This is a genomic window from Streptomyces corchorusii, assembly GCF_001514055.1.
Lineage (GTDB): Bacteria > Actinomycetota > Actinomycetes > Streptomycetales > Streptomycetaceae > Streptomyces > Streptomyces olivaceoviridis.
The window spans coordinates 128,650-151,423 of sequence record NZ_KQ948355.1; the positions used below are offsets into that span (position 1 = coordinate 128,650).

Annotated in this window: 22 protein-coding genes and 1 pseudogene; 10 read left to right on the top strand and 13 right to left on the bottom strand. The window is 73.2% G+C overall.

All coding sequences use genetic code 11. The features are described from left to right. Positions 1 to 244 precede the first annotated feature (244 nt). The 5 genes from AQJ11_RS13430 to AQJ11_RS13445 form a co-directional block, all read right to left on the bottom strand. Positions 245 to 1,642 (bottom strand): MFS transporter, encoded by a 1,398-nt coding sequence (locus tag AQJ11_RS13430; RefSeq protein WP_059263176.1) that lies wholly within the window; start codon positions 1,640 to 1,642, stop codon positions 245 to 247. 5 nt (positions 1,643 to 1,647) lie between these two features. Continuing rightward, positions 1,648 to 2,265, bottom strand: a complete 618-nt coding sequence (locus AQJ11_RS13435; protein ID WP_014670288.1) for a winged helix-turn-helix domain-containing protein — start codon at positions 2,263 to 2,265, stop codon at positions 1,648 to 1,650. Positions 2,266 to 2,602: 337 nt separating this feature from the next. Beyond that, complete coding sequence (locus AQJ11_RS13440) at positions 2,603 to 4,162, bottom strand: FAD-dependent oxidoreductase (protein ID WP_208616496.1); 1,560 nt, start codon at positions 4,160 to 4,162, stop codon at positions 2,603 to 2,605. Beyond that, positions 4,159 to 4,323 carry a hypothetical protein gene (locus AQJ11_RS49205; RefSeq protein WP_159061660.1) on the bottom strand — a complete coding sequence of 55 codons (165 nt, stop codon included), beginning with the start codon at positions 4,321 to 4,323 and terminating at the stop codon, positions 4,159 to 4,161. Before AQJ11_RS49205 ends, AQJ11_RS13440 begins: the two co-directional genes overlap by 4 nt. Further along, positions 4,320 to 5,555 (bottom strand): lycopene cyclase family protein, encoded by a 1,236-nt coding sequence (locus tag AQJ11_RS13445; protein ID WP_059263177.1) that lies wholly within the window; start codon positions 5,553 to 5,555, stop codon positions 4,320 to 4,322. Before AQJ11_RS13445 ends, AQJ11_RS49205 begins: the two co-directional genes overlap by 4 nt. 420 nt (positions 5,556 to 5,975) lie before the next feature. On the opposite strand from AQJ11_RS13445, the gene AQJ11_RS13450 reads away from it, so the two are divergent. The 5 genes from AQJ11_RS13450 to AQJ11_RS49210 all read left to right on the top strand — a co-directional run bounded on the left by AQJ11_RS13450 (position 5,976) and on the right by AQJ11_RS49210 (position 11,372). Beyond that, positions 5,976 to 7,313 carry a polyprenyl synthetase family protein gene (locus tag AQJ11_RS13450; RefSeq protein ID WP_059263178.1) on the top strand — a complete coding sequence of 446 codons (1,338 nt, stop codon included), beginning with the start codon at positions 5,976 to 5,978 and terminating at the stop codon, positions 7,311 to 7,313. Further along, complete coding sequence (crtI, locus tag AQJ11_RS13455; RefSeq protein ID WP_059263179.1) at positions 7,310 to 9,073, top strand: phytoene desaturase family protein; 1,764 nt, start codon at positions 7,310 to 7,312, stop codon at positions 9,071 to 9,073. Before AQJ11_RS13450 ends, crtI begins: the two co-directional genes overlap by 4 nt. Beyond that, positions 9,070 to 10,086: a phytoene/squalene synthase family protein gene (locus AQJ11_RS13460; protein ID WP_059263180.1), complete on the top strand. Its 1,017-nt coding sequence runs from the start codon at positions 9,070 to 9,072 to the stop codon at positions 10,084 to 10,086. The genes crtI and AQJ11_RS13460 overlap by 4 nt, the downstream gene beginning before the upstream one ends. Next, on the top strand, positions 10,083 to 11,093 hold the full coding sequence (locus AQJ11_RS13465; protein ID WP_059263181.1) for a Rieske (2Fe-2S) protein: 1,011 nt from the start codon (positions 10,083 to 10,085) through the stop codon (positions 11,091 to 11,093). The genes AQJ11_RS13460 and AQJ11_RS13465 overlap by 4 nt, the downstream gene beginning before the upstream one ends. A 66-nt stretch (positions 11,094 to 11,159) precedes the next feature. Further along, positions 11,160 to 11,372, top strand: a complete 213-nt coding sequence (locus tag AQJ11_RS49210; protein WP_159061661.1) for a hypothetical protein — start codon at positions 11,160 to 11,162, stop codon at positions 11,370 to 11,372. A gap of 37 nt (positions 11,373 to 11,409) precedes the next feature. Here the strand turns inward: AQJ11_RS49210 and AQJ11_RS13470 are convergent, their stop codons facing one another. The 7 genes from AQJ11_RS13470 to AQJ11_RS13500 all read right to left on the bottom strand — a co-directional run bounded on the left by AQJ11_RS13470 (position 11,410) and on the right by AQJ11_RS13500 (position 18,534). Continuing rightward, positions 11,410 to 12,408 carry a MerR family transcriptional regulator gene (locus AQJ11_RS13470; protein WP_244218216.1) on the bottom strand — a complete coding sequence of 333 codons (999 nt, stop codon included), beginning with the start codon at positions 12,406 to 12,408 and terminating at the stop codon, positions 11,410 to 11,412. A gap of 184 nt (positions 12,409 to 12,592) precedes the next feature. Then, a complete protein-coding gene (locus AQJ11_RS13475; protein ID WP_398780394.1) occupies positions 12,593 to 13,201 on the bottom strand; it encodes an RNA polymerase sigma factor in 609 nt (202 codons plus the stop codon). A 150-nt stretch (positions 13,202 to 13,351) separates the two neighbouring features. Next, positions 13,352 to 15,484, bottom strand: a complete 2,133-nt coding sequence (locus AQJ11_RS13480; protein ID WP_059263183.1) for an MMPL family transporter — start codon at positions 15,482 to 15,484, stop codon at positions 13,352 to 13,354. Between the two features lie 251 nt (positions 15,485 to 15,735). Then, positions 15,736 to 16,176 carry a MarR family winged helix-turn-helix transcriptional regulator gene (locus AQJ11_RS13485; RefSeq protein ID WP_059263454.1) on the bottom strand — a complete coding sequence of 147 codons (441 nt, stop codon included), beginning with the start codon at positions 16,174 to 16,176 and terminating at the stop codon, positions 15,736 to 15,738. Positions 16,177 to 16,591: 415 nt separating this feature from the next. Then, a complete protein-coding gene (locus tag AQJ11_RS13490; RefSeq protein ID WP_059263184.1) occupies positions 16,592 to 17,155 on the bottom strand; it encodes a cysteine hydrolase family protein in 564 nt (187 codons plus the stop codon). A gap of 83 nt (positions 17,156 to 17,238) precedes the next feature. Next, positions 17,239 to 17,715, bottom strand: a complete 477-nt coding sequence (coaD, locus tag AQJ11_RS13495; protein ID WP_063807683.1) for a pantetheine-phosphate adenylyltransferase — start codon at positions 17,713 to 17,715, stop codon at positions 17,239 to 17,241. A 276-nt stretch (positions 17,716 to 17,991) separates the two neighbouring features. Further along, positions 17,992 to 18,534 (bottom strand): HEAT repeat domain-containing protein, encoded by a 543-nt coding sequence (locus AQJ11_RS13500; RefSeq protein WP_059263185.1) that lies wholly within the window; start codon positions 18,532 to 18,534, stop codon positions 17,992 to 17,994. Positions 18,535 to 18,573: 39 nt separating this feature from the next. On the opposite strand from AQJ11_RS13500, the pseudogene AQJ11_RS50960 reads away from it, so the two are divergent. Further along, positions 18,574 to 18,693: pseudogene (locus AQJ11_RS50960) on the top strand (IS5/IS1182 family transposase); the annotation flags it as partial. 113 nt (positions 18,694 to 18,806) lie between these two features. On the opposite strand, the gene AQJ11_RS13505 reads toward AQJ11_RS50960, so the two are convergent. Beyond that, positions 18,807 to 20,081 carry an MFS transporter gene (locus AQJ11_RS13505; protein WP_208616497.1) on the bottom strand — a complete coding sequence of 425 codons (1,275 nt, stop codon included), beginning with the start codon at positions 20,079 to 20,081 and terminating at the stop codon, positions 18,807 to 18,809. A gap of 231 nt (positions 20,082 to 20,312) precedes the next feature. Here AQJ11_RS13505 and AQJ11_RS13510 point away from each other — a divergent pair, with 231 nt between their 5' ends. The 4 genes from AQJ11_RS13510 to AQJ11_RS13520 all read left to right on the top strand — a co-directional run bounded on the left by AQJ11_RS13510 (position 20,313) and on the right by AQJ11_RS13520 (position 22,664). After that, positions 20,313 to 20,582, top strand: a complete 270-nt coding sequence (locus AQJ11_RS13510; protein ID WP_107120826.1) for a hypothetical protein — start codon at positions 20,313 to 20,315, stop codon at positions 20,580 to 20,582. Continuing rightward, complete coding sequence (locus AQJ11_RS50965; RefSeq protein ID WP_244218217.1) at positions 20,579 to 20,806, top strand: hypothetical protein; 228 nt, start codon at positions 20,579 to 20,581, stop codon at positions 20,804 to 20,806. The genes AQJ11_RS13510 and AQJ11_RS50965 overlap by 4 nt, the downstream gene beginning before the upstream one ends. Continuing rightward, positions 20,803 to 21,165 carry a hypothetical protein gene (locus AQJ11_RS50970; protein ID WP_244218218.1) on the top strand — a complete coding sequence of 121 codons (363 nt, stop codon included), beginning with the start codon at positions 20,803 to 20,805 and terminating at the stop codon, positions 21,163 to 21,165. The genes AQJ11_RS50965 and AQJ11_RS50970 overlap by 4 nt, the downstream gene beginning before the upstream one ends. Before the next feature lie 668 nt (positions 21,166 to 21,833). Further along, positions 21,834 to 22,664, top strand: a complete 831-nt coding sequence (locus tag AQJ11_RS13520) for an alpha/beta fold hydrolase (RefSeq protein WP_059263186.1) — start codon at positions 21,834 to 21,836, stop codon at positions 22,662 to 22,664. The last annotated feature ends 110 nt before the right edge of the window (positions 22,665 to 22,774 follow it).

Genomic DNA, 22,774 nt, shown 5'->3' on the forward strand with positions numbered 1-22,774 from the left:
TCCTCGTCGTCGACCGTTCGCGAAAACCCTCGGAAACTCAGCCGAATCCGATGCTCGCAGAGCGATCTCAGTGGGATAACTGGTTACTTCTGCCCGCCGGACGTGGACACTTCTGCCCCTCGGGCATGGGCACGGGAGGCGCGCGCCGGCCGGGCGGAGTCCCGCGCGTCGGCGCGGCGGGCGCGGGGAACGGGCAGCCGGCCGGGGCGGTCCACCGCCCGGCCGGCACCGGTTGTACCGCGGCTCAGGCGACCGCCCCGGCCGCCTCCGCTTCGGAGACGGAAGCCGTACCGGCCGCACTCCCGTTCTCGTGCGTGGCGCCGGCAGGGCTCGCGTCGGACACCGTCCGCTTGCGCATGCCCGCCCACTCCCGGTTCAGGGCCGGCACGCCGATGGCGACGAGGTAGAGCCCGCCCACGATCCACAGCGCACCCGAGGTGCCCGCCACCGTCACCAGTCCCGCGCCCAGCAGCCCACCGAACGGGATGCCCGCCCACGTGACGGCCTGGGCCAGCGTCTTGACCCGTCCCAGCAACTGGGTGGGGATCAGCTCGTACGTCACGGCCCCGACGATCGGGTTGACGAAGCCCGACCCCAGGCCGCCCAGCGCCAGCACCGCGAGCACCAGCCACAGCGGCGCGCCGGTGGCCATGGCCACGAAGCGCGGGACGCCGCCCAGCGTGAAGCCGATCAGGTAGACGGCACGCCGGGGCAGCCGCTCGCCCACTCCCGCGGCCACCAGCGCGGCGACGATCGATGTCGCGGCGAAGACGCTGACCACCAGGCCCACGGCCTCCGCGCCGTTGCCCGTCTCCTTCGCCCAGACCGGCAGCAGCACGGACATGAACGCCTGGTCGAGCAGGTTGGTGACGGCGAGCATGCCCACGATCGACCGCAGCAGTTTCGCGTCGCGCAGGAACACGGCGCCCTGGCGCAGCCGTGACAGGTAGCTCTCGGCCTCCTCGACCGGCCTCTCGTGCGGCTCGGGCGCCGGGTCGCTGAGGGTGGTGGAGACGACCAGCGCCGACACGCCGAACAGGCAGGCGGTGATCCACAGGGCGTAGAGACTGCCGAAGGAGGCGACGACCACACCGGCGATGGCCGGCCCGATGGTCGTCGCGGTCCGCTCGACCGCCGCCGACAGGCCGGTCCCCCGTTCCAGCGGCACCCGGGCCGCGCGGGTCGCCGCCGGCACGAAGAGCCCCTTGGCCCCGTTGGCCGGGCCGTCCGCCGCACCGACCACGGCCAGCAATCCCAGCAGCAGGCCGAAGGACAGGTGTCCCGTGAGGTAGAGCAGCGGAGCGGTGGCCGTCGCGACGGTGGAGGCCAGGTCGCCGGCGACACTGATGCGCTTGGGGCCGACCCGGTCGATGATCGGCCCGGCCAGCGCCTGGGCTATCACGTACGGCACTATCTGGCAGAAGGCGACCAGACCGGTCTTGCCGACGCTGCCGGTCGTCGTCAGGACGAACCAGGGCAGGGCGATGGAGAGCACCCGGTTGGCCGACAGGGCCGCCGCGTTGGCCGAGAGCATGCCGACCAGTCCGCGAAGGACCCGGGGCCCGTCGGCCGGGGCGTCCGGGGAGGGCGTGCGTGTACCGCTGTCGGCCGCCTGCTGGGCGGCCGTGTGCCGAGAGGTCATCTTTCTCACTCCGAGTCCGGGGGGTGGGAGACGTGCCGGTCCGCACTGGTGGGGAACAACTGGAACTGGAAGGCGACCCGCGCCGCGCCCTCGGGCAGCGGCGAACCCGCCGACTGCGGCGCGGAGTTGCGTCGGCGGAGCAGCCGGTGGATGTCCGCCGACAGCTCTTTGGCCTCGGCGGGGGTGAGGGTGAGCACGTAGTCGCCGAAGTCCTGGGCATCGCGCCACTCCGGCGGCAGCGAGGCGGTCGCTTCGACGGCGGTCGTCATCGCGTCGGACCAGACCCGGCTGAGGGCTTGCAAGTAGGCGATGCCGAGGCCCTCCCCGCCCGCCAGCACCGAGTCGTCCGGGACGACCGTGTTGACGTGCGCCGCCTGCCACCAGCGCTCACGGCGTCCGCCGCCCTGTGACGGCGCCTCGACGATGAAGCCGTACTCGGCGAGCTGGCGCAGGTGATAGCTGGTCGCGCCGGTGTTCTGGTCGAGCCGCCGGGCGAGCGTGGTGGCCGTGGCCGGCCCCTCCGTCCGCAGAACCGTCAGTATCCGCACGCGCAGCGGATGCGCGACGCCCCGCAGGTTGCGGGCGTTCAGTTCGACCTGGGAGGGCTGTTCGGGATGTTCCATGAACCCAAGCTAGCTGACACAGACTTCTTTGCAAAGAGTCCTGTGCACAGATTCCTTTGCATTGCGCGAATGGCTGAGACCCGTCGGTGCATGGCCTGTTGGCGGCGTCGGCCGGGGCCCTGCGGCTGGTGCCGGGCTGGTTGTGGGAACTGTTCCAGCGGAGGAGATGCTTGCCGCGCTGCCCGAGATGGACGGCGCGGCAGCAAGCGGTCCGCGCTACGAACCCTCGAAGTGCACCGGAGGTGCGGCGCGGTCGTCACCGGCTCCGCGTCGTCCGCGTGCGGCTCCCGCCGCCTCCCTCGCCCCGGCACCGGGTGGTCCGGTCCGGGGAAGCCGTTCAGTCGCGCGTCCGCCCCCATGCGGCCAGGGTCCTCAGGACCGCGCTCCGTCCGCGGTCCGGGACGGTCCACAGCGTCTGCCCCCGCACCCCCCACCCCTCCAACAGGGCGTTGGCCGCGAGGAAACCGCTCGTCGCCGCCCGTTCCATGAGGGCCACGGGCAGGCCGGTGCGGACCTGGTCGCCGGCCAGGACCAGTCGGGGGTGGGGGGTGCGGACGGTGGGGCGGTCGCGGTAGCCGCCCACCGGGAACAGGGGGCAGTCCTCGTGCCACTCGTGACGGGCGTCGACGACCGTGGCCGTGCGGGTCTCCGGGTAGACGCGGTGCAGTTGGCCGAGGAGGCGCTTCTGTTCGACGTCCCGGGCGGCTCCGGGGGGTACGGCGTAGGCGTGCAGTTCGACGACCGATCCTCCGGTGCGCGCGCTCCAGCGGGCGGCCTGGTCCTCGTAGCGTTCCAGCACACTGATGTTGTCGAGGCTGCCGAAGCCGCCGGTGCCGAGGAAGCCGGGCCGGTCGGGGGCGACGGGCCGGTCCAGCCACAGCCGGCTCACCAGGAAGGGCGGGGCGGTGCGCAGCCGTCCGATCCGCTCGCGCCAGGACGCGTCGCCCAGGTTTCCGCAGCGTTCGACCAGCGTGCGCAGGCCCGCGCTGTCCAGGGCGAGGACGACGCCGTCGTAGGGACGTTCGTCCCGGTCGGAGGCGACCACCAGGGCGCCGTCCGGGGTGGGCGCGACGTGTTCGACGGACGTGCCGGTACGCACCTCCGCGTGGTGCCGGGCCAGATAACCGGCGAGCGGGTCCCACAGGGCGGCGGGGAAGGGGGCGCGGGGCACGTCGAACAGCAGCCCTTCGGCGGAACCGAGGAAGTAGATGTGGAACATCAGCGCCATCTCGGCCGCCGACAGCTCCCGCGGGTCGGCGAAGAAGCTGCGGGAGAACACCTCGAAGGCCAGGTGGCGGGCGCTTTCGGGGAAGCGTACGGCGTCCAGGAAGGCGTGCGCGCTGGTGCCGTCCAGCCGGTCGTACACCTCGGGCACACGCACGTCCAGCAGGGGCAGGGCCGCCACGGGGTCCATGGTGCGCAGGTCCGCGAGCCGGAAGGAGGGGCTGAGCGCCACGAAACCGAGCGCGCTGAGCGGCGGGGTACGCGGGACACGGCGGAAGCTGTCGTGAAGGCCGTCGGCGTGGCGCAGGGGGTAGTCCGGGAGGCCGGTGAGCCGCTCCATGCCGGGGTCGGTCCGGCGCAGCAGTCCGCGCAGGTTGTAGTACTGACGGAAGAAGGCGTGGAAGCCGCGGCTCATGGTCACCGTGGTGCCGTCGCTCAGTTCGGTCGGCCAGCCGCCGACCCGCCCGCCGAGGTAGGGCCGTTTCTCGTAGACCGTGACGGCCACTCCGCGCTCGGCGAGCGCGGTGGCGGCGGCGAGGCCGGCGATGCCCGCGCCGATCACCGCCACCGACGGCGGGTTTCCCGCCACCCGTGCCGCGCCGGGCCGGGCGGGCAGGATGCGGGCCCGGCGGTCGCGCCCCCGGCGCGCGGCGCCCCGGTGTGTCGCCCTCATGTGTCCTCCCTGCGGTCGTGCGGCCGGTGGGTGACCGTGGTGGGGGCGAGGCCTGTCCGCCGGCCCGGCCGGGGCAGGGCGCGGGTCTGGTGCGTGCCGTCGTGGCTGCGGGAGGCGTGGTCGGGAGCGGCGGCGAGGTACTCGTCGCGCAGCGGCGTCATGCGGTCTCCGTCGGGGGGAGGCTGGGGGCGGCGGGAGCCGTGGGCAGGTCGAAGGGGCGGCGGGGCAGGCGGGGCAGTTCCAGGGCGGATCGCAGCATCGGTCCGACGGGCGTGCGCAGGCCGATGGACAGGTCCTCGTGCGGGCGGGTGTCTCCGTCGAGGAAGCGCAGCAGTCGTGCCATGGGCACGCGGGCGAAGAGGCGGCAGAACAGTTCCGGGCCGTCGGCCCGGCCGCTGTCCAGGGCGCGGAGCAGGACCGCGTCCATGAGGCGCGAGCGCATCGGATGGGCGGCGGGGGGCGCCGGGCGGCGTCCGCGGCGCAGGGCGGCGGCGACGGCCTCGGTCTGGCGCTGTAGCCCGGCGAAGGTGTAGCCGGTGGCGGGGCGGGTCGCTCCGCCGGCGGCGCCGATGCGGAAGACGGAGGCGCCGGTCTGCCGCGGGACCGACGCGTCGGTCATCGGGATGACGCCGGTCTCGCCGGCCAGCACCTGGTGTTCGCCGAGCCGCAGGATGTCGTCGGCGTAGTGGCGGACGGCGGCCTCGTAGCGGTCCGGGGTGAGGGGGTGCGCGGAGAACTCGGTGTATTCGACGAGCGCCTCGCAGGGGCCGGTGGGCAGGACGTAGCCGAAGGACAGGCCGTGGGCGGGCTGTGGGGTGCGGAAGTCCATCAGCTCGACGACGGCCGGGTCGAACGCGGGCCGGGCGGTGCGTACGAACCAGCCGTGGAAGTGCTGGAGCAGGGTCGTGCGGGCGGCCGGGAGGCTGCCGGGAGGGCGCGAGTCGAACACCCAGCGGGCGCTCAGCACCCGCGTCCGGTTGTCCGGGTCCCTCAGGTGGACGTGCGCCCCGCCGGGTACGTCCTCGACCGCTTCGACGGTCGCTTCGAGGCGCCGTACCGTGGGGCTGCGGGCCAGGTCGCGGGAGACGACGCGTTCGAAGTCGTCGGAGCGGATCATGCGGTACCGCAGCGGGGCGATGTTCCCTTCGACCGGGGCGCCGGTGCGCGGGCGCACCCTCAGCCGCTGCCATTCGGCCCGCACCGCCGCGTCGAACCGTCCGGGTTCCGCCGTCCAGTAGCACCAGGTCCGCGGTGGCGGACGCAGCGGGCCCGGCGGCGCGTCCACCAGGACCACGGACGGCGTCCGCAGGCCGGGGACGCTTTCGGCGAGCCGGTGGGCCAGCGACAGCCCGGCCGCGCCCGCGCCCACGACGGCCACGTCCGCTTCCGGCACAGCGTCTCCCCTCTTCGGTGGTCTTCCGGTCATCGGCGGCCTTCCGGTCTTCGGTGGTCTTCCGGTCCTCTCTTCGGTGGTCCTCCGGTCCTCTCTTCGGTGGTCCTCCGGTCCTCGGTGGTCTTCCGGTCCGATCCGGGCACCACGCGCGGCGGCGGGTCCCGTGACGGTGTCGGACCGCCGGGAACAAGGTGCCCGTCTCCCGGGGTGTCCCGGCCTGCTCTTCCGGATTGTGTACCCGGGCGGATGCAGGGCGCCCCCGGCGGCGAGCGGACGAGCGCCGGACACAGCACCGTGGAGTGGGGCGGATCAGTCGACGGCGGCACGATCACCCGGGGAGTTCGCGCATCCGTTCCCGCCGCCCGCGCCGAAGCAGTCCGTACGGGAACGACGGACACAGACACGACGGAGGGAACCGGGATGCGTCCCACCCACGCGAAGGACCACCCTGCGGCCTCGCCGCCGCGGCCGATCGCGGCAGCGGCCGTGGCCTCGCTCCCGCGCGGGCCCGTGGCCCGCGACGGCGTGGGGCAGGACCGGACCGAGGCGTGCTCCACGGCGGGCGGGCCGCTTCCGACCGGCTCCGCCGATGTGCGCCGGACCGACGTCGACGTGCCCGGCGCCGTCGGCCGGGTGCTCGACCATGTGCTGGCGGAGCGCCTGCGCCGCGCACGGCTGGCGGATCCGCTGTTCGCGCGGGACGTCGCCGAACGGGTGGCGCGCTTCACTCTGGAGGGTGGTAAGCGCACGCGCGCGCAGCTGGTGTGGTGGGCCTCGCGGGCCTGCGCCGGCCGGGACCCGGCCCCGGCGACCGCGGCCCTGCGGATCGGCGGCGCCCTGGAACTGCTCCAGACGTGCGCGCTCGTCCACGACGACGTGATGGACCGGGCCACGCTGCGCCGGGGCCGGCCCACGCTGCACACCGACCTGGCCGCCGGGCACGAGGACCGGGTGGGGCCCGAGCGGGCCCGGCGGTTCGGGCAGTCGGCGGCGGTGCTCGCCGGGGACCTGGCGCTGGCCTGGGCCGACGACCTGGTGGCGGAGACGCCGCTGGCGGCGTGGACGGGGGTGGTGGTGCGGCGGCTGTGGAGCGACATGCGCACGGAGATGGTGGCGGGCCAGTACCTGGACCTGTACGGCCAGGTCACCGCGGCGCGGTCCCCGGCCCGCGTGCTGCGCGCCGCCCGCCTGAAGAGCGCCCTGTACTCGGTCGAGCGGCCCCTCGCCCTGGGAGCCGCCGTGGCGGGCGCGGACGAGGTGACGCTGCGTCGGCTGCGCGAGGCCGGACGCTGTGTCGGGATGGCGTTCCAGCTGCGCGACGACCTGGACGACGTCTTCGGGGACCCGCTGGAGACGGGCAAGGCGTGTGGCGGCGACATCCGGGAGGGCAAGCCCACCTATCTGGTCGCGGTCGCCCGCGCGCGGGCCGAGGCCGCCGGCGACGACGCCGCGCTCGCCATGCTGGACCGGCGATTCGGTGACGCCGCCCTCAGCGAGCGCGGCCTGGACGAGGTGCGGGACGTGCTCGTGGCGACGGGCGCGCGCGCCACCGTGGAGGCCAAGCTGGACCGGCTCGCCGCGCAGGGGCTGCGGCACTTCGACGGCGCCCTGCTCGACCCGGAAGGAGCGGGGCCGTTGCGTGCTCTGCTGCTCGCGACGGCCGGGGCGCGGCCCGGCGGGGAGGCCGCCGTACGGCCGCGGCCCGCGCAGGGCCCGTACGCGCCCCATCCCCGGGGCGGCGCGGGGAGCGGCCGGTGACCCGCACCCTGCCCGGGCCCACGGACCACGTGGTGGTCGTCGGCGCCGGACTCGCCGGACTGTCGGCGGCGTTGCACCTGCTGGGCGCCGGACGCCGGGTCACCGTCGTCGAGCGCGAGGACCTGCCCGGCGGCCGGGCCGGACGCCTGGACCTGGCCGGGTACCGGATGGACACCGGGCCCACCGTGCTGACGATGCCCGACCTGGCCGACGAGGCGTTCGCCGCCGTCGGGGACAGCCTGTACGAGCGGGTCGAGCTGATCCCCCTGCACCCGGCCTACCGGGCCTGCTTCGCGGACGGCAGCAGTCTCGACGTGCACACCGGCGCGGACGCGATGGCCGCGGAGGTGGAGCGGTTCGCCGGGGCGGCCGAGGCGGCGGGCTACCGGCGGCTGCGCGACTGGCTGGAGCGGCTGTACCGGGCGCAGATGCGCCGGTTCATCGACGCCAACTTCGACTCACCGCTCGGCCTGCTCACCACCGATCTCGCCCGGCTGGCCGCCCTGGGCGGTTTCGGCCGCCTGGACGGGCGGATCGGCCGGTTCCTGAACGACGAGCGGCTGCGCCGGGTGTTCTCCTTCCAGGCCCTGTACGCGGGTGTGCCCCCGGAGCGGGCGCTGGCCGCGTACGCGGTCATCGCCTACATGGACACCGTCGCGGGCGTGTACTTCCCCCGGGGCGGCATGCACGCCCTGCCCCGGGCCATGGCGGACGCCGCCGCCGCGGCCGGCGCCGACCTGCGGTACGGGCAGCGGGTGACCCGCCTGGAGCGGTCCGGCGAGCGCGTCACGGCCGTCGTCACCGACGCGGGCCGCGTCCCGTGCGACGCGGTCGTCCTCACCCCGGACCTGCCCGCCGCCTACCGGCTGCTCGGCCGCAGGCCACGCCGGCCGCTGGGACTGCGCCATTCGCCCTCCGCGGTCGTGCTGCACCTCGGCACGGACCGCACCTGGTCCCGCCTCGCCCACCACACGATCTCGTTCGGGGCGGCGTGGCACGCCACATTCGACGAACTGACCCGCGCCGGGCGGCTGATGAGCGACCCTTCCCTGCTCGTCACCCGCCCCACCGCCACCGATCCCGGCCTCGCGCCGCCGGGCCGCCACCTGCACTACATCCTCGCCCCCTGCCCCAACACCGACATCGGCCCGGACGCGGCGGCCTGGTCCGACCTCGGCCCGCGCTACCGGGACACGCTGCTGCGCGAACTCGATCGGCGCGGACTGGAGGGCATCGCGGACGCCGTCGAGGAGGAGTGTCTGGTCACCCCGGCCGACTGGCACGCCCAGGGGCACGCCGCCGGAACACCCTTCTCCGCCGCCCACACCTTCGCGCAGACCGGGCCGTTCCGGCCGCGCAACCTGGTGCGCGGCACCGAGAACGCCGTACTGGCCGGCTGCGGCACCACACCCGGCGTCGGCGTGCCGACCGTGCTGCTGTCGGGAAAGCTGGCCGCGGCCCGCGTCACGGGAACGCCCAGGCGCGGGAACCCCCGCTCACGCCCCTCGCGCCCCGCCGCGAGCGCCGCCCTCCCCGACCGGACCGGCGGCCGGGCGTCCACCGGCTTCCCGGATCCGTCCGCGTCCCAGTCCGGCGGACCGGAGCCGGCGACCGCGCCGCGAGCGTGCGACACACCTCCCGGCCGGACCGCCGCCGCGCAGCAGCCGCCGCTCTCCCCGCCGTGTCCCCCGGCTGCCGCGGCACGGCCCCGGCCGCCGCAGAACCTCCCGGCCCCCACGACCGAAGGCAGGACAGCATGACCGACCGGGAACTGGACGCGGCGGGGATCACCGATCCGGCGCTGCGCGCGGCCTACCGCCACTGCCGCGCCCTCAACGCGCGGCACGGCAGGACCTACTTCCTCGCCACCCGGCTGCTGCCCGTCGAGCGCCGGCCCGCCGTGCACGCCCTGTACGGCTTCGCCCGCTGGGCCGACGACATCGTCGACTCGCTCGCGCCCGGCACCGGAGCCGACGCGCGGGTGCGGGCGCTGACCCGGCTCCAGGAGGAACTGGAGGAGGGGCTGCGGCGGGGCGGCAGCGAGGAGCCCGTGGCGCACGCCCTCGCCGACACCGCCCGCCGCTACGCCATCGACCACGTCCACTTCCGGGACTTCATGACGGCGATGCGTTCCGACCTGACCGTGACGGCCTACCCCACCTACGCGGACCTGCGCGCGTACATGCACGGTTCGGCCGCGGTGATCGGGCTCCAGATGCTGCCGGTGCTGGGCACGGTGGCGCCGCGGGAGGAGGCCGAGCCGTACGCCGCGGCGCTCGGCGTCGCCTTCCAGCTGAGCAACTTCCTCCGGGACGTGGGCGAGGACCTGGACCGGGGGCGCGTCTACCTGCCCGCCGACCTGCTCGCCGGTCACGGCGTCGACCGGGAGCTGCTGGTCCGCAGCCGCGCGACAGGCCGCCCGGACCGCCGGATCACCGCCGCGCTCAGGGAGTTCGCGGAGCTGACCCGCGGGGTGTACCGGGCGGCGATGCCCGGTGTCGACCTGCTCGAAGCGGTGTCCAGGCCCTGCATCCGCACCGCGGCCGTCCTGTACGGCGGCATCCTGGACGCCGTGGCCCGCGACGGCTGGGCCGTGCTGCACCGGCGGTCGGTGGTGTCGCGACGGCGCAGAGCGGTCGTCGCCGCCGACGGGCTGGTCCGGGTGGCGGCGGTCCGCCTGCGCACGCGCGCGCAGCCGCCCGCGCGCACCCGCGCCCTGCCCGCTGCCGTGCTCCCGGCGGCGGCCGTCCGCTCCGCCGAGGAGGTCGCGTGAACCGCCGCCGTCGTCTTCCGCTGTCGCTGCGCCGCCGTGCCGTGCCGTGGGAGGGGCAGCGGCCCACCTGGCGCGAGGCGCGGCCCGGAGTGATCGCCGGGGCACTGAAGCGGGCGCGGGCCCGTCCGTCCGGCAACTGGTTCGTGGTCGGCGCCTCCCGCGCCCTGCGGGGGGACGGCAAGCTGGCACGGACCGTGGCGGGGCAGGAGGTCGTGGTGTGGCGGGGGCCGGGCGGGCGCCTCGTCGGCGGCCCGGGTGTCTGCCCTCACCTGGGGGCGCCGCTGGCGGACAGTCCGGTGCGCTGCGGCACGCTGGTGTGCCACTGGCACGGGCTGGCGCTGGACGGCGGCCCGTACGCGGGCTGGGCGCCGCTGCCGGTGCACGACGACGGGGTGCTGGTCTGGGTGCGCCTGGACGAGGCGGGCGGCGAGGAACCGCTGGACACACCGGTCGTACCGCGGCGGCCCGCACGACCGGGCGCTCTGGACGCCGTCTACACCGCAGTGGGTGTCTGCGAGCCCGAGGACGTGGTGGCCAACCGGCTCGACCCGTGGCACGGGGCCTGGTTCCACCCGTACTCGTTCGTCGACCTGACGGTGGTCGACGCACCCGGCGATCGAGCCGGTGCGGCGGACGACGGGCTGGACGCGCTGACGGTCGACGTGTCCTTCAAGGTGGCGGGCCGGCTGGTCGTGCCGGTCCGCGCCGTCTTCTTCGCCCCCGAGCCCCGCACGGTCGTCATGCACATCACCGAGGGCGAGGGCGCGGGGTCCGTCGTGGAGACCCATGCCACGCCGCTCGGCGCGGACGGGGCCGGCCGGCCCCGCACCGCCGTGATCGAGGCGGTGGTCGCCGCCTCGCACCGTCCGGGCTTCGCCGCCGCCCGCCGGATCGCTCCCCTGCTGCGTCCGCTGTTGCGCGCCACGGCCGGGCGGTTGTGGCGCGATGACCTGGCCTATGCCGAGCGGCGCTGGCAGCTGCGGTCCACCGGCCGGTTCCCGGGCTGAGCGGCGCACGGGGGCTTCCGCGGCCGTCCTCGCGCCTGCGGTCACCGGTCGGAGGCGGCACGGCGGATGGCTCTGCACCGACTCGGGACGGCAGCACCCCGGACGCCGTCCGCCTGGGCCTGGCGGGCCCCGGTCGCGGGAGACAGCAGCCCCAATCTGCGGCTGCGCTGCGCGCGGGCGGGCGTCGTCGCGACGTCCGGCTCCACCTCGCGTCGCGTCGGGGTACGGCGGCTGGTGGCCACGTCGCCCCGCGCGGCACGCATGGCCCGCCGAGGTTAGCTGGCGGGCGGAGGGAGGACCGAGACGTGTGCGCCGCTCACCCCGCGGCGCAGAGCGCCCGCAGTGCCTCCACCGCCTGGGCCAGCCCGGCCGGTCTGAGGCCGACGAGGGGCTGGGTCCGGCTCCAGCCGGGACCGCCCAGCAGCACCGCGGGGCCGCGCCGCGTGCCCTTCATGCCCCAGCGCAGCCCGGCCACGTGCCGGGCCAGGGCCGGGGCCGCCCGCGTGGTCTCCTGGGCCCACAGCACGACGGCGACCGGGCCGAGCCGGCGCACCGCCGCGTCCAGTGCCTCGACGGGAACGGCGGCACCCAGCATGCGCACCGGCAGCCCCTCCCGGCCGAGCGTCGCGTGCAGCGCCTCCAGGGGCAGGGTGTGCTGTTCGCCGGGGACGCAGGCCAGCAGGATGCAGCCGGCTCCGGGGGGAGCCACGGGGGCGGCGGGCGGCGTGCTGCGGCGCAGCACCGTGGAGACGTGCCAGGCGAGCAGGTGCTCCACCTCGACGTACTGGTCGTCGGAGGAGGCCCAGCGGCGTCCCACGGCGTGCAGGGTGGGAACCATCACCTCCTGCCAGGCGACCACGAGGCCGTGGCGTTCGACGGCGGCGGCGAGCTGTTTTTCGAGCGCGGGGGCGTCCAGCCGTACGGCGGCGCGCGCGAGGCCGCGGCACTCCTGGCGCACATCGCCGAGGGGCAGCGCGCCGGCGGCCCGTGACCGCCCCGCGGGCGGCGGAGCGGTGACGGCTTCGCTCCCGGAAGACGGGCCGGCAGCGGCCGTACGGGCGGCGCGGGCCGCGTCGGCCGGCGGGATGCCGGTGGCCGTCAGTCGGCACATCTCCTCGACCGTGGCCACGTCCGCCGCCGTCCAGCGACGGTGTCCGCCCTCGGTGCGGGCGGTCGGGCCGATGCCGTAGCGGCGGTCCCACGAGCGCAGGGTCATGGGTGACACGCCGAGGCGCCGGGCCAGTACACCGGTGGTCAGACCGGCTCCGCCCGGTATGGCGAGCGGTTCGGAGGGGGGCTCCGCTGGGGGGTTCACGGTGGTCAAGTATTCCTGTCCCCCGGTCCACGCGCGCCGGAGTCCGCGCGGACGGGCTCGGCGACGAGTACGCGCACGTGCGGAGGTGGAGAGGCCCGCAGCGTCTGCGCCGGCCGGCCTGCCAGGGGCCGCTTCCCGTCGCCCCTGTCGGTCGTCCTTCGTCCTGCGCAGATGGTCAGCGGGCTCATTCCGTGGCCTCCTCGACCAGGCTCTGGCCCAGGCGCAGCAGGCCGCGCCGGGCGTGACTCTTGACCGTGCCCAGCGGCCAGCCGGTGACGTGGGCGATCTGCGTCTGCGTCAGGTCACCGTAGAAGGCCAGGCACAGCACCCTCCGCTGGGCCTCGGGGAGGCGGCGCAGTTCGCGGGTGACGTCCACGCGGTTCAGGACCTCCTCCTGCGCGTACGACGGCTCCGGTGGGCCGTGCGACTCGCGCGCCGCCGCGGCGGCGGCGTCCGTGCGCCGGGTACGGGCGGACAGGGCGTCGGCGATCTTGCGGCGGGCGATGCCCACGAGCCAGGCGGGCAGGGGGCCACGGCCCGGTCGGTAGCCGTGGCGTCCGCGCCAGGCGGCGAGGAACACCGTCTGGGTGACGTCCTCGGCCTCCGCGCCGTCGCCCAGCGACTGCCGGGCCAGTGACAGGACGAGAGGAGACCAGCGGCGGTAGACCGCCTCCATGCCGCCCTCGTCCCCGGCCGCGAAACGGGAGGCCAGTTCGTCGTCCGGGGACGGTATGGGCACGTCCGGGGACGGCATGGGCACGGACTCGGCTTCGGTCACAGCAAGTGCCGTCATGTGACCTGCTCCTTCCGGGGTGGCTCGACGCCTTGCGGCCACGGTCCGTCCGGGAGCCCCGGGGCGGCAACTCGCATCGGGTCTGCATCGGATCGCAGCCGCCCCGTCCCGCCCCTCCCCCGGCGCCGGAGGGCGCCACAGCGGCGGCCGTCAGGCGCCGTCTTCCCGCCGGAGGACGGCCGGGGGCCGCCCGCCCGGAGCCGGTGGACGGCTGTCCCGCTCCCCGGCGCCGGGCCGGGTGGGCCACCACGCACGGTCCCCGGCGTCCCGTACGAGCGCCGGCACCAGCAGGGAGCGCACCACCAGGGTGTCGAGCAGTACGCCGAAGGCGACGATGAAGGCGATCTGCACCAGGAACGCCAGCGGGATCACGCCCAGCGCGGCGAAGGTCGCGGCGAGCACGACTCCGGCGGAGGTGATGACACCGCCGGTGGTGACGAGCCCACGTCCGACGCCCTCACGGGTGCCGTGCAGCAGCGTCTCCTCACGGACCCGGGACATCAGGAAGATGTTGTAGTCGACGCCGAGGGCGACCAGGAAGACGAATCCGTACAACGGCACCGACGGATCAGTGCCGCTGAAATGGAACAGACCGCCGAAGACCAGCGCCGCCACCCCGAGCGTCGCGGTGAAGTTCAGGGCGACGGTCAGCACCAGCAGGACAGGCACGGCGACGGAGCGCAGCAGCAGCACGAGGATGGCGAGGATGACGGCGAGTACTACCGGGACGATGACGGCGCGGTCGCGTTCGGCGGCGCGCAGGGTGTCGTACTGTTGCGCGGTGTAGCCGCCCACCAGGGCGTTCGCGCCGGGCAGCGCGTGCAGTCCGGCGCGCAGCCGGGCCACGGTGTCGCGGGCGGCCTGGGTGTCGGCAGCCGCCTTCGCGGTCGCCTCCCACCTCACTCGGCCGTCCACGGCACGCGGCTCGTCGGTCGGGCGGCCCGCGGCACCGGTGGCGGTCACCGCCGCGATGCCGGGAGTGTCGCGTACGGCGCGTGCCACCCGGGAGGCTGAGGCGGCGTCGGCGAGGATCACCACGGGGGTGCCGGCGCCGGCCGGGAAATGCCGGGCCAGGGTCTGCTGGGCGGCCACGGACGGCACGTGCCGTACGAACGTCTCGTCCAGCGGCACGCCCCGCGAGTCCAGCGTGAGGGCGCCCGCCGAGCAGACCAGCAGTCCGGTCAGGGCGAGCGCCCACACCCGGCGCGGCGCCCGGTCGACCAAGCGGGCGGCACGCTGCCACACTCCGGCCGCGCCGGTCCCGCCGACGGGCTTGGCGGGCCAGTAGGCGCGGCGGCCGAGGAGGGCGAGGACGGCTGGCAGGAAGGTGAGTGCGCTCAGGGCGGCGCAGACGATCCCTACGGCGCCGACCGGTCCGAGGGCCCGGTTGTTGGTGAGGTCGCTCAGCAGCAGCGCGATCAGACCCAGGGCGACGGTGCCCGCGCTGGCCAGGACGGCCGGGGCGGAGCGGCGCCAGGCGGCGCGAGCGGCGTCGTGCCGGTCCCGGCCACCGGCCAGTTCCTCCCGGCAGCGTGCGGTCACCAACAACGCGTAGTCCGTCGCGGCGCCGATGACGAGGATCGACAGGATGCCCTGCACCTGTCCGTCGACGCGCACCAGGCCGTGGTCGGCCAGCGTGTACACCACCGCGCAGGCCACCCCGAGGGCGAACACCGCGCCGGCGATGACGACGAGCGGCAGCAGCAGGGAGCGGTAGACCAGCAGCAGGATGACCAGGACGGCAGCCAGGGCGACCGCGAGCAGCACCCCGTCGATACCGGAGAAGGCGTCCGCCAGGTCGGCCTGGGTCGCGGCCGGCCCGGCAAGCTGCACCCGGGTGCCGGGCACCTTCTCGGCCGCCGCCCGTACCCGTTCGAGCGTGGGGGCGAGCCGGTCGCCCAGATCGGGGCGCAGCGGCACGACGGCCTGGAGCGCGGCGCGGTCCCGCGAGGCCAGGGCGGGGGAAGGCGATCCGGCCGTGCCGGACATGCGGGCGAGCGCGGCCACCGCCTCGGCGGCCGGCCGTTGCCGGGAGGTGACGGGCCCCCCGCCCTCGGCGGTCCACACCACGATGACCGGCAGGGTCTCGCGCTGCCGGAAGGCGGTCTGCTCCCGCAGGACCCGGGTGGACTCGGCGCTACGGGGCAGGAAGGCGGCCTGGTCGTTGGTGGCCACCTCACCGAGCCGTCCGGCGAAGGGCCCCAACAGCGCCCCGACCACCAGCCATACGGCGATCAGGGCGAGCGGGACGAGCCCGCGGGTTCGGGGGTGCGGGGGCGTCATGTGACTCCTTGGAGCGGGCGGCGGGAAACCTCGACGGTAAACAATCTCGATTATTGAGCAATATCAACCTCAAGACAGTGTCATCGGTGCTTCGGCATGTGCCGGTGGATCGGATGCGGGGGCCTGCTTTCCGATGCGGGGGCAGGCCTTCCGGCGCGGATGCCGGACTTCAGGCGCGGGGGCAGGCCTTCCGGCGCGGGTGCCGGACTTCAGGTCGGGATGCTGGCCGTGCTCGGGGCCGCCAAGGCGCCTCAGCGGCCGGCGGACTCCCCGGAGACCTGGGCGAGTGCGTCGTTCAGCGCGGTCAGGAACCGGAGGGCCACGCTCAGCTCGTTCGCGTCGAAGTCCGCTCCGGCCTGGCGCAGGGCGTCGGCCAGGGGCCGGAAATGGGTCCGGGCGGCCGCGCGGGCGTCGGCGGCGTAGTGGAGGTGCACCACCCGGCGGTCGGCGTCCTCACGCACCCGGCGGACCTGCCCGGCGCGCTCCAGCCTGTCGATGCAGGCCGTGACGGCGCCCGAGGTGAGACCGAGGATCGCGCGCAGCCTGCTGGGGGTCATCGGCTCGGGCGCGTCGAGGATGGCGGCCAGCGCCTGCACGTCGGTGGCGTGCAGGTTACGGCGGGCCGCGTACTGATGGATGACCCGCCCGACCTCACCGTGCATGCGGCGCAGTTGGACCGCGAAGGCCGGCAGGTCCCCCGGAAAGACGGGGAGGTCGTTGGTGGAGGCGTCGGCGGCGGGCTGACCGGCGGCCGGCGCGTGCGGGTCGCCGGCCGTGGCGTTCGCGCCCGCCGCGGCTCCTGCGCGCCGCCGCGATCGGCGCCCTGCGCTCGACTCCGTGTTCACCGGCGCATCCTACCGAGGCACTGGCGGGTCACTGCAGCGACCAGGCGTGCCGCATCTGGTTGCGGGCGGCAGCGTCGTCCAACTCGGCGAACTGAGCAGGAACAGTGCGCAGCCGCAGCATGTCGTATCCCGGCTTCCTCCCCGAACCGCCGATGGCCCAGTGCGACGATAGGACTCGCCGCAGTTTGGAGTCGCACCTGATGATCGCGCTGGGCACTGATGATGGGATGGCCGATACCGGGACCGTTACACGCCCGCGACGCTATTGAGGTGCGATGGCTTTGAGCCAGTCCTCGACGGTGAAGACATCTGCCCACTGCGGGAACAGCTTTTCGGTAAGCATTTGGTGCACCTCGGGGTCGGTGTCGAGGCAGGCATCCGTCAGGACGGTGAGGCCGTAGTCCAAGTCGATGGCGTGCCACAAGGTGGACAGCACCACAGCGCTGGTGGCGATGCCGGTGAGAACAAGGCTGTCGATATCGCGAGCCCTGAGTACCAAGTCGAGGTCGCTGCCCGAGAACGCGCTCCCCCGCCTCTTGGTGACCATCACGTCGCCCTGCTGGGGCGCAATATCGTCATGGATCTCGGTGCCAGGGGCTCCTTCGGTGAACAGGCCGGCCCGCACGACATGTGTCATCACCTTGTTGCGAGGGCTGACTTCCGGATCGCCCGGCCGTAATCCCATCACCACGTAGATCACGGGGATGCCGGCAGCCCGGGCACCGTCGATCGCCGCGCGCAAGCGCCGCAGGTATCCGGAACCGTCGTCGGCGATGGCCACGACGTCCCGTTGGACGTCCATCACCAGAAGTGCGCTGTTCGCCATGCTTGCCGGCCCTTCTCCGTCGGGAAACAAGAGCAAGTCTGGTGGATCGACCGAGCCGCGGCGGAGGTTTCGGAGATCCTGTCTCAGGAACCCCCGCTGTCGCCCCCACCTGCTGGAAGAAGCTCGCTCACCGCATCGTGAGGGACACGGTCCCGTTGACTCATCGCAGTCACGAGGGTGGAGGAGATGTGGGCCAGGGCGGGGTCGGCAGCGATGAAGAACGTCTCGACTCCGGCCAACTCGTGGTTCATGCGGGCCATCGGCATTTCGTAGTCCAGGTCGCGAACGCCGCGGACCCCGCGAAGGACGACATCGATCCCGACTCGGCGGCAGTAGTCGACCAGCAGGCCGCCGGTGTGGGAGTCGACCGTGACGTTGCCCAAGCCGGTTGCCGCCGCGCGGAGCCGCTCCAGCCGTTCCGTGATGGGCAAGCGGCCGGCCTTGTTCGGATTGAACATCACGCACACGACGACCTCGTCGAACAGCAGGGCAGCACGCCGGAGTACGTCCTGGTGCCCTTGAGTGACCGGGTCGAAGGATCCTGGGAAGAGGGCTCGCATGATCGGAGACAGTAACAAGCGGTCACCCCCGGTCGTGAAGTGCCAGGGCAGCCAAAACACCAAGATCAAGTGCGACAGGGGGAACGTCCAGGACTCGTCCGGCCGATCACGTTCGCAGGCAGATGGTGAGGGCTCTGCTGTGGCGGTGCGGGGGTAGACGTAGCCGCGCTTGTCGTAGCGAGTGGCGAATGCCCGGTGTTGCAGATCCTGTTGCTCACCTGCCGGTGGTCCCGATCCCGTCCGCAATCTGACGAGGGCCGTCTGAGGGCTGCCGCGTTACTTGAGACCGCGTGGGGCGGTTCGTTCGTATATGGTACCGCCTGGCACGTACCAGCCCGCCTTCTTGCGGACCGCCGGGCTTGCGTCTTGGGTGTGGGACGCTCGCAAGGCGGCGATGGCGCGGACATCGGTGTGGGCGAACTTGCCGACGAGTTCGACGGCCATGCTCCGGACATGCGGGTCGGGGTCGGAGGCCAGGTGCCGCAGTGCGGGGTGCAGGACCCGGTCCGCGCCAGGTGCGCAGGTGTCGCCCTTGCACCGGTCGCAGGCCAGGGCGTGGAAGGCCGAGATCCTGACCCGGGCGTCGGGGTCGTCGGCCATGGCGATGAGGTCGTCCATGGATTCTGTGTCGACCAGGTGGTCGAGGAGGCGACAGCAGCCTTCGCGGACTGCCGGATCGTCGTGGTGCAGTCCAGTACGAATGGCGCTCACCGCGCCCCCGGCACGCCGCAGGAGTTCGTGGTATGCCGCCACCGCGCGCTGCGGGTCGCCCAAACAGAAGACGAGGGCCTCGTTGTCCGTCCTGACGAATCCAAGCATGTCCTCAGTCTTGAGCCCCCCGGGGTGTCCGGCAAAGGGATTTCGCACCTGCCGAGGGAAGCGCACGCGTCCTGGCCAGCCCCGTTCACCGGGTTGAGCCCGCGTACCTTCGACCGGTTGCCGGCGGCTCTGCGCCGCGAGGGCACCGATACGCACAGGCACGTGCCCGTGGCGCCCAGGGCAGTTTCAAGTTCCGTGCTTGGAGGGCTGGTTGACAGTCAACGCGCAACGCCCCTGCCATCGGGCAGGGGCGTTGCGCGAGACGGCCTGTTTCAGGATGCCTTCCGGTCGGCGGGCTTCTCGATCCCGGTGGTCACCCGTGCCCCTCGGAAGAGCACCGGGAGCCACAGGAGACATGCCAGCAGGGGGACCGCGGCATAGGTCGCCATGCCCACACTGGAGCCCAGCCCGTCCATGAGCGCGCCGAGGACGAGATAGCCGATGCCGATGAGCGCCGACTCCACGAATGCGATCATCGACAGCAGGCTCGCCCGGTGGCGCGACGGCACGGCCTCGTTGAACACGTTGTCCACGATCACGGCGGTGATCTCGGGAATCCCCACCAGGGCCAGGAACGCGGCGATGGTGACCCAGACGAGGCCCAGGCCGCTCAGGCCAAGTGCCGCGGCGAGCGTCAGGAGAGACACCGGGACTATGACCTGGTACCCGATGCGTCGGTCCGCGCGGTCCGACAGCAGTGGAGTGAGCCCGCCGGCGAAGAATCCCGCCGATATGACCACGCTGACCAATGCGGTGCCCGCTCCCTGGTCGGAGAGGGTCTTCTGCGTGAAAATGATGTACGGCGTCAAAGTCGCGTGCATCAATCCGGACACCACGACAAGCGTCACGAGCGCCGGTGTGGCGACTCGAAGCATCGCCCGCCATGCTGTGGCGTCGCCGTGCCCCTCCTCGGCTCCGTCCTGCTCGTCCACCGCGTCCGCGCCGCGGATCTCGGGCACCCGTGCCAGCAGCACCACCACGGCCAGGGCGAGGCACGCCGCCGAACCGACGTAGACGACTCCCCAGGAAATCCGCTGAAGTTGGCCGCCGAGGACGATGGCGGCTCCCGAGGTGACCGTCCCAAGCATGGTGAACCGGGACTTGATCTTGACGTAGCTTGCCGTTGCACCACGACGCACGAGCAGGTCGTACAACAGGGCGGTGTCCGAACCGGACACACATGCCATGCCCACACCCTGCCCGATGAACAGCGCCAGGAACACCCAGTAGTTGGAGAACGCCACCTGACCGAGCAGACAGCCGGCTATCAGTGTCTGGCCGATCACGATGCTGGCGCGCCTGCCGATTCGGTCGGCGATGACTCCCGTCGGCAACTCCGCAAGTCCGCTGACCAGGTAGAGCAGTGTTTGCAGTAGGGCCACTTGCCCGGCGGAGAAGCCTCGCTGCTGAAGGAAGAGGACGAACACGCCGCGCTGGAACAGCGTGTTGGCGAGCACGGCGTATACGTAGAACGGGCGCGTGACACTTCGTGTCGCATGGTCGACTGAAGCCGGCCCGCCAAGGGCCTCCGTGGTGGTGCCGGTCATGCTGCGGGCTCCCTGGTGACTTCGATGATCATTAGTGTTGGGCCTCCGCCGCCGACCGGAACCTCAAGTCCATACTCCGCGCAGGATATGGGGCCGGCACCTGAGTCCGATGATCATGAGAGTGTCCCGTGCCTGCTGTTGCATCTTCCCCTATCCCTGCCGTGCTGGAGAACCTGGGTCCGCTGGACGAGGGCCGCGTCGCTGACCTGCGCGTTCACCGCGATTTTGCTGATGCACGCCTGTGCGGCGGTCTCCGGCGCCGGAGGCATCGGGGAGGTAGCCGAGTCCGGCCAGCGGGCCTGCCGGAGCGTGCTGGCGGCCCTCGGGGTGCACCGGCATCCGCTGGGCTGGCGTCGCTCGCCGTCGACGGCGACCATCGGACGCGTCCTCGCCGCCCTCGGCGGTGACGCCCTCGACCGGGCGGTCAGCGCCTACCTCGCCGGTCAGCACCGCGCCGCCGAGTCCGCGACGACCGGCCCTTCGCACGGGTCGTCGCCGTGAACGGCAAGACCTGCAAGGGCTCGGCCCACTCGGGCGCCCCGGGCCTGCATCTGCTGTCGGCCGTCACCCACGCCCCCGTCACGACGATCGCTCAGGTCGAGGTCGGGTCGAAGACGAACGAAACCCGGTGCGTCCGCCCGCTGTTGGCGCCCCTGGGATTCGCGGGCACCATCGTCACCTTCGACGCCCTGCACTCGGTCAAGGCCACATCACCTGGCTCGTGACGGCCAAGAAGGCCCACTACATCGCTGTGCTCAAGACAAACCAGCCCACGCCCCACCGGCAGCTCACCGCCCTGCCCTGGAACGCGATCCCGGTGCCGCACATCGCCTCCCCCGACGCCCACGATCGGCGCGAGTCCCGCTCCATCAACACCTGCGCCATCGCCGACACCTTCGGCGGCATCAACTTCCCCCACGCCCACCTCGCTGGCTCGGATCACACGTCGCTGGCTGCTGGGTCGCGAAGAAGAGCGGCCGATGCCGTCCGGCCCCGCGCGAGCAAGCCCTCGGTGCACTGTCCATCAGGTGCCGCCGTGCGTGCACGGCCGACCGGACACGGCTCTCGGCGTCCTGCCCACTGAAGCGAATGAGCCCCGGTCGGCATGCCGGCCGGGGCTGAACCCGCAAGGTGTGTGATCGTGGAGGGCGGTCGCCTACACGGCGTAGGGCGACGCAAGGCTTCAGCCGAACGATCGTCCTCGCATGCGATGAATGAGGCCCGGGGACACAGTTCCCTTCACCATCACGCCTGCCTCCCATGAGCTGCTCGCAGGGCGGTGGGCGACCGCGACCGCGGACACCACGCCAGCTGGAACAGCTCCGCCGCTGACTGTCGCGCCGGCGGAGGGCATGGAGGGACGGGCTCTGGCCGCCCTGCGCACCGGTCGTCGCGGGGCACGCCGGCGGGTCCGGCGTTCGTCCAGAGGCGACCGCCAGGGACTGGAAGACGAAGCCCGCATGGACCGACGTGCAGCGGTTCGGTCACCGCCGTGCCGCCATCGACGTCGTGGAGTCCGACTCCTCACACATGGTCATGCTCTCTCACCCGAGGTCGTGGAGATCATCCTCCAAGCGGTCGAAGCAACCCAGTGAAACCGAGCGCGGCCCGGGTGGCATGACGGCCGGAAGCGGTCTGATCCGAGAAGATGCTCGCGCGTGGGCAGGGGTCGGCCGCCGTACCGCGTTCGCCCGGGCGCGGCTCGACTCACACCCCGCACCACCGACACCCGACACAGCAGGGGCTGCCACAATGAGTACAGTCACCACGCCGGACGGCACCGTCATCTTCTACAAGGACTGGGGTCCGCGGGACGCCCAGCCGATCGTCTTCCACCACGGTTGGCCGCTCAGCTCCGACGACTGGGACGCCCAGTTGCTGTTCTTCCTCTCCAAGGGGTACCGGGTCATCGCCCACGACCGCCGCGGGCACGGGCGCTCCAGCCAGCCCTCGACCGGCCACGACATGGACACCTACGTCGCCGACGTCAACGTGCTGACCGACCACCTGGACCTGCAGGGAGCGGTGCACGTCGGGCACTCCACCGGCGGCGGCGAGGTCGCGCGCTATGTGGCGCAGGCCAAGCCCGGCCGTGTCTCCAAGGCGGTACTCGTCGCGGCCGTCCCGCCGGTCATGGTGAAGAAGGACAGCAACCCCGAGGGCACCCCGATCGAGGTCTTCGACGGATTCCGCGCGGCCCTGGCCGCCAACCGGGCCCAGTTCTTCATCGAGGTCCCCACCGGGCCCTTCTACGGCTTCAACCGGCCCGGCGCCCAGGTGTCCCAGGGACTGATCGACCACTGGTGGTGGCAGGGCATGATGGGCGCGGCGAACGCCCACTACGAGTGCATCAAGGCCTTCTCGGAGACCGACTTCACCGAGGACCTCAAGAAGATCGACGTCCCCGTCCTCGTGATGCACGGAACGGACGACCAGATCGTTCCGTACGCCGACTCGGGCCCGAAGTCCGCCGAACTGCTCCAGAACGGCACGCTCAAGAGCTACGAGGGTTACCCCCACGGGATGCTGTCGACGCACCCCGAGGTCCTCAACGCCGACATCCTCGCCTTCGTGGAGAGCTGAGACCAGACCGCCCCGCGCCACGGCAGCCGCTTCCTCGCAGGTGGCGCCCCGGCACGTGCCTCACGGACGGGCTCGTCCCATCCATGATCACCGAGGCGGTACCGGACTGT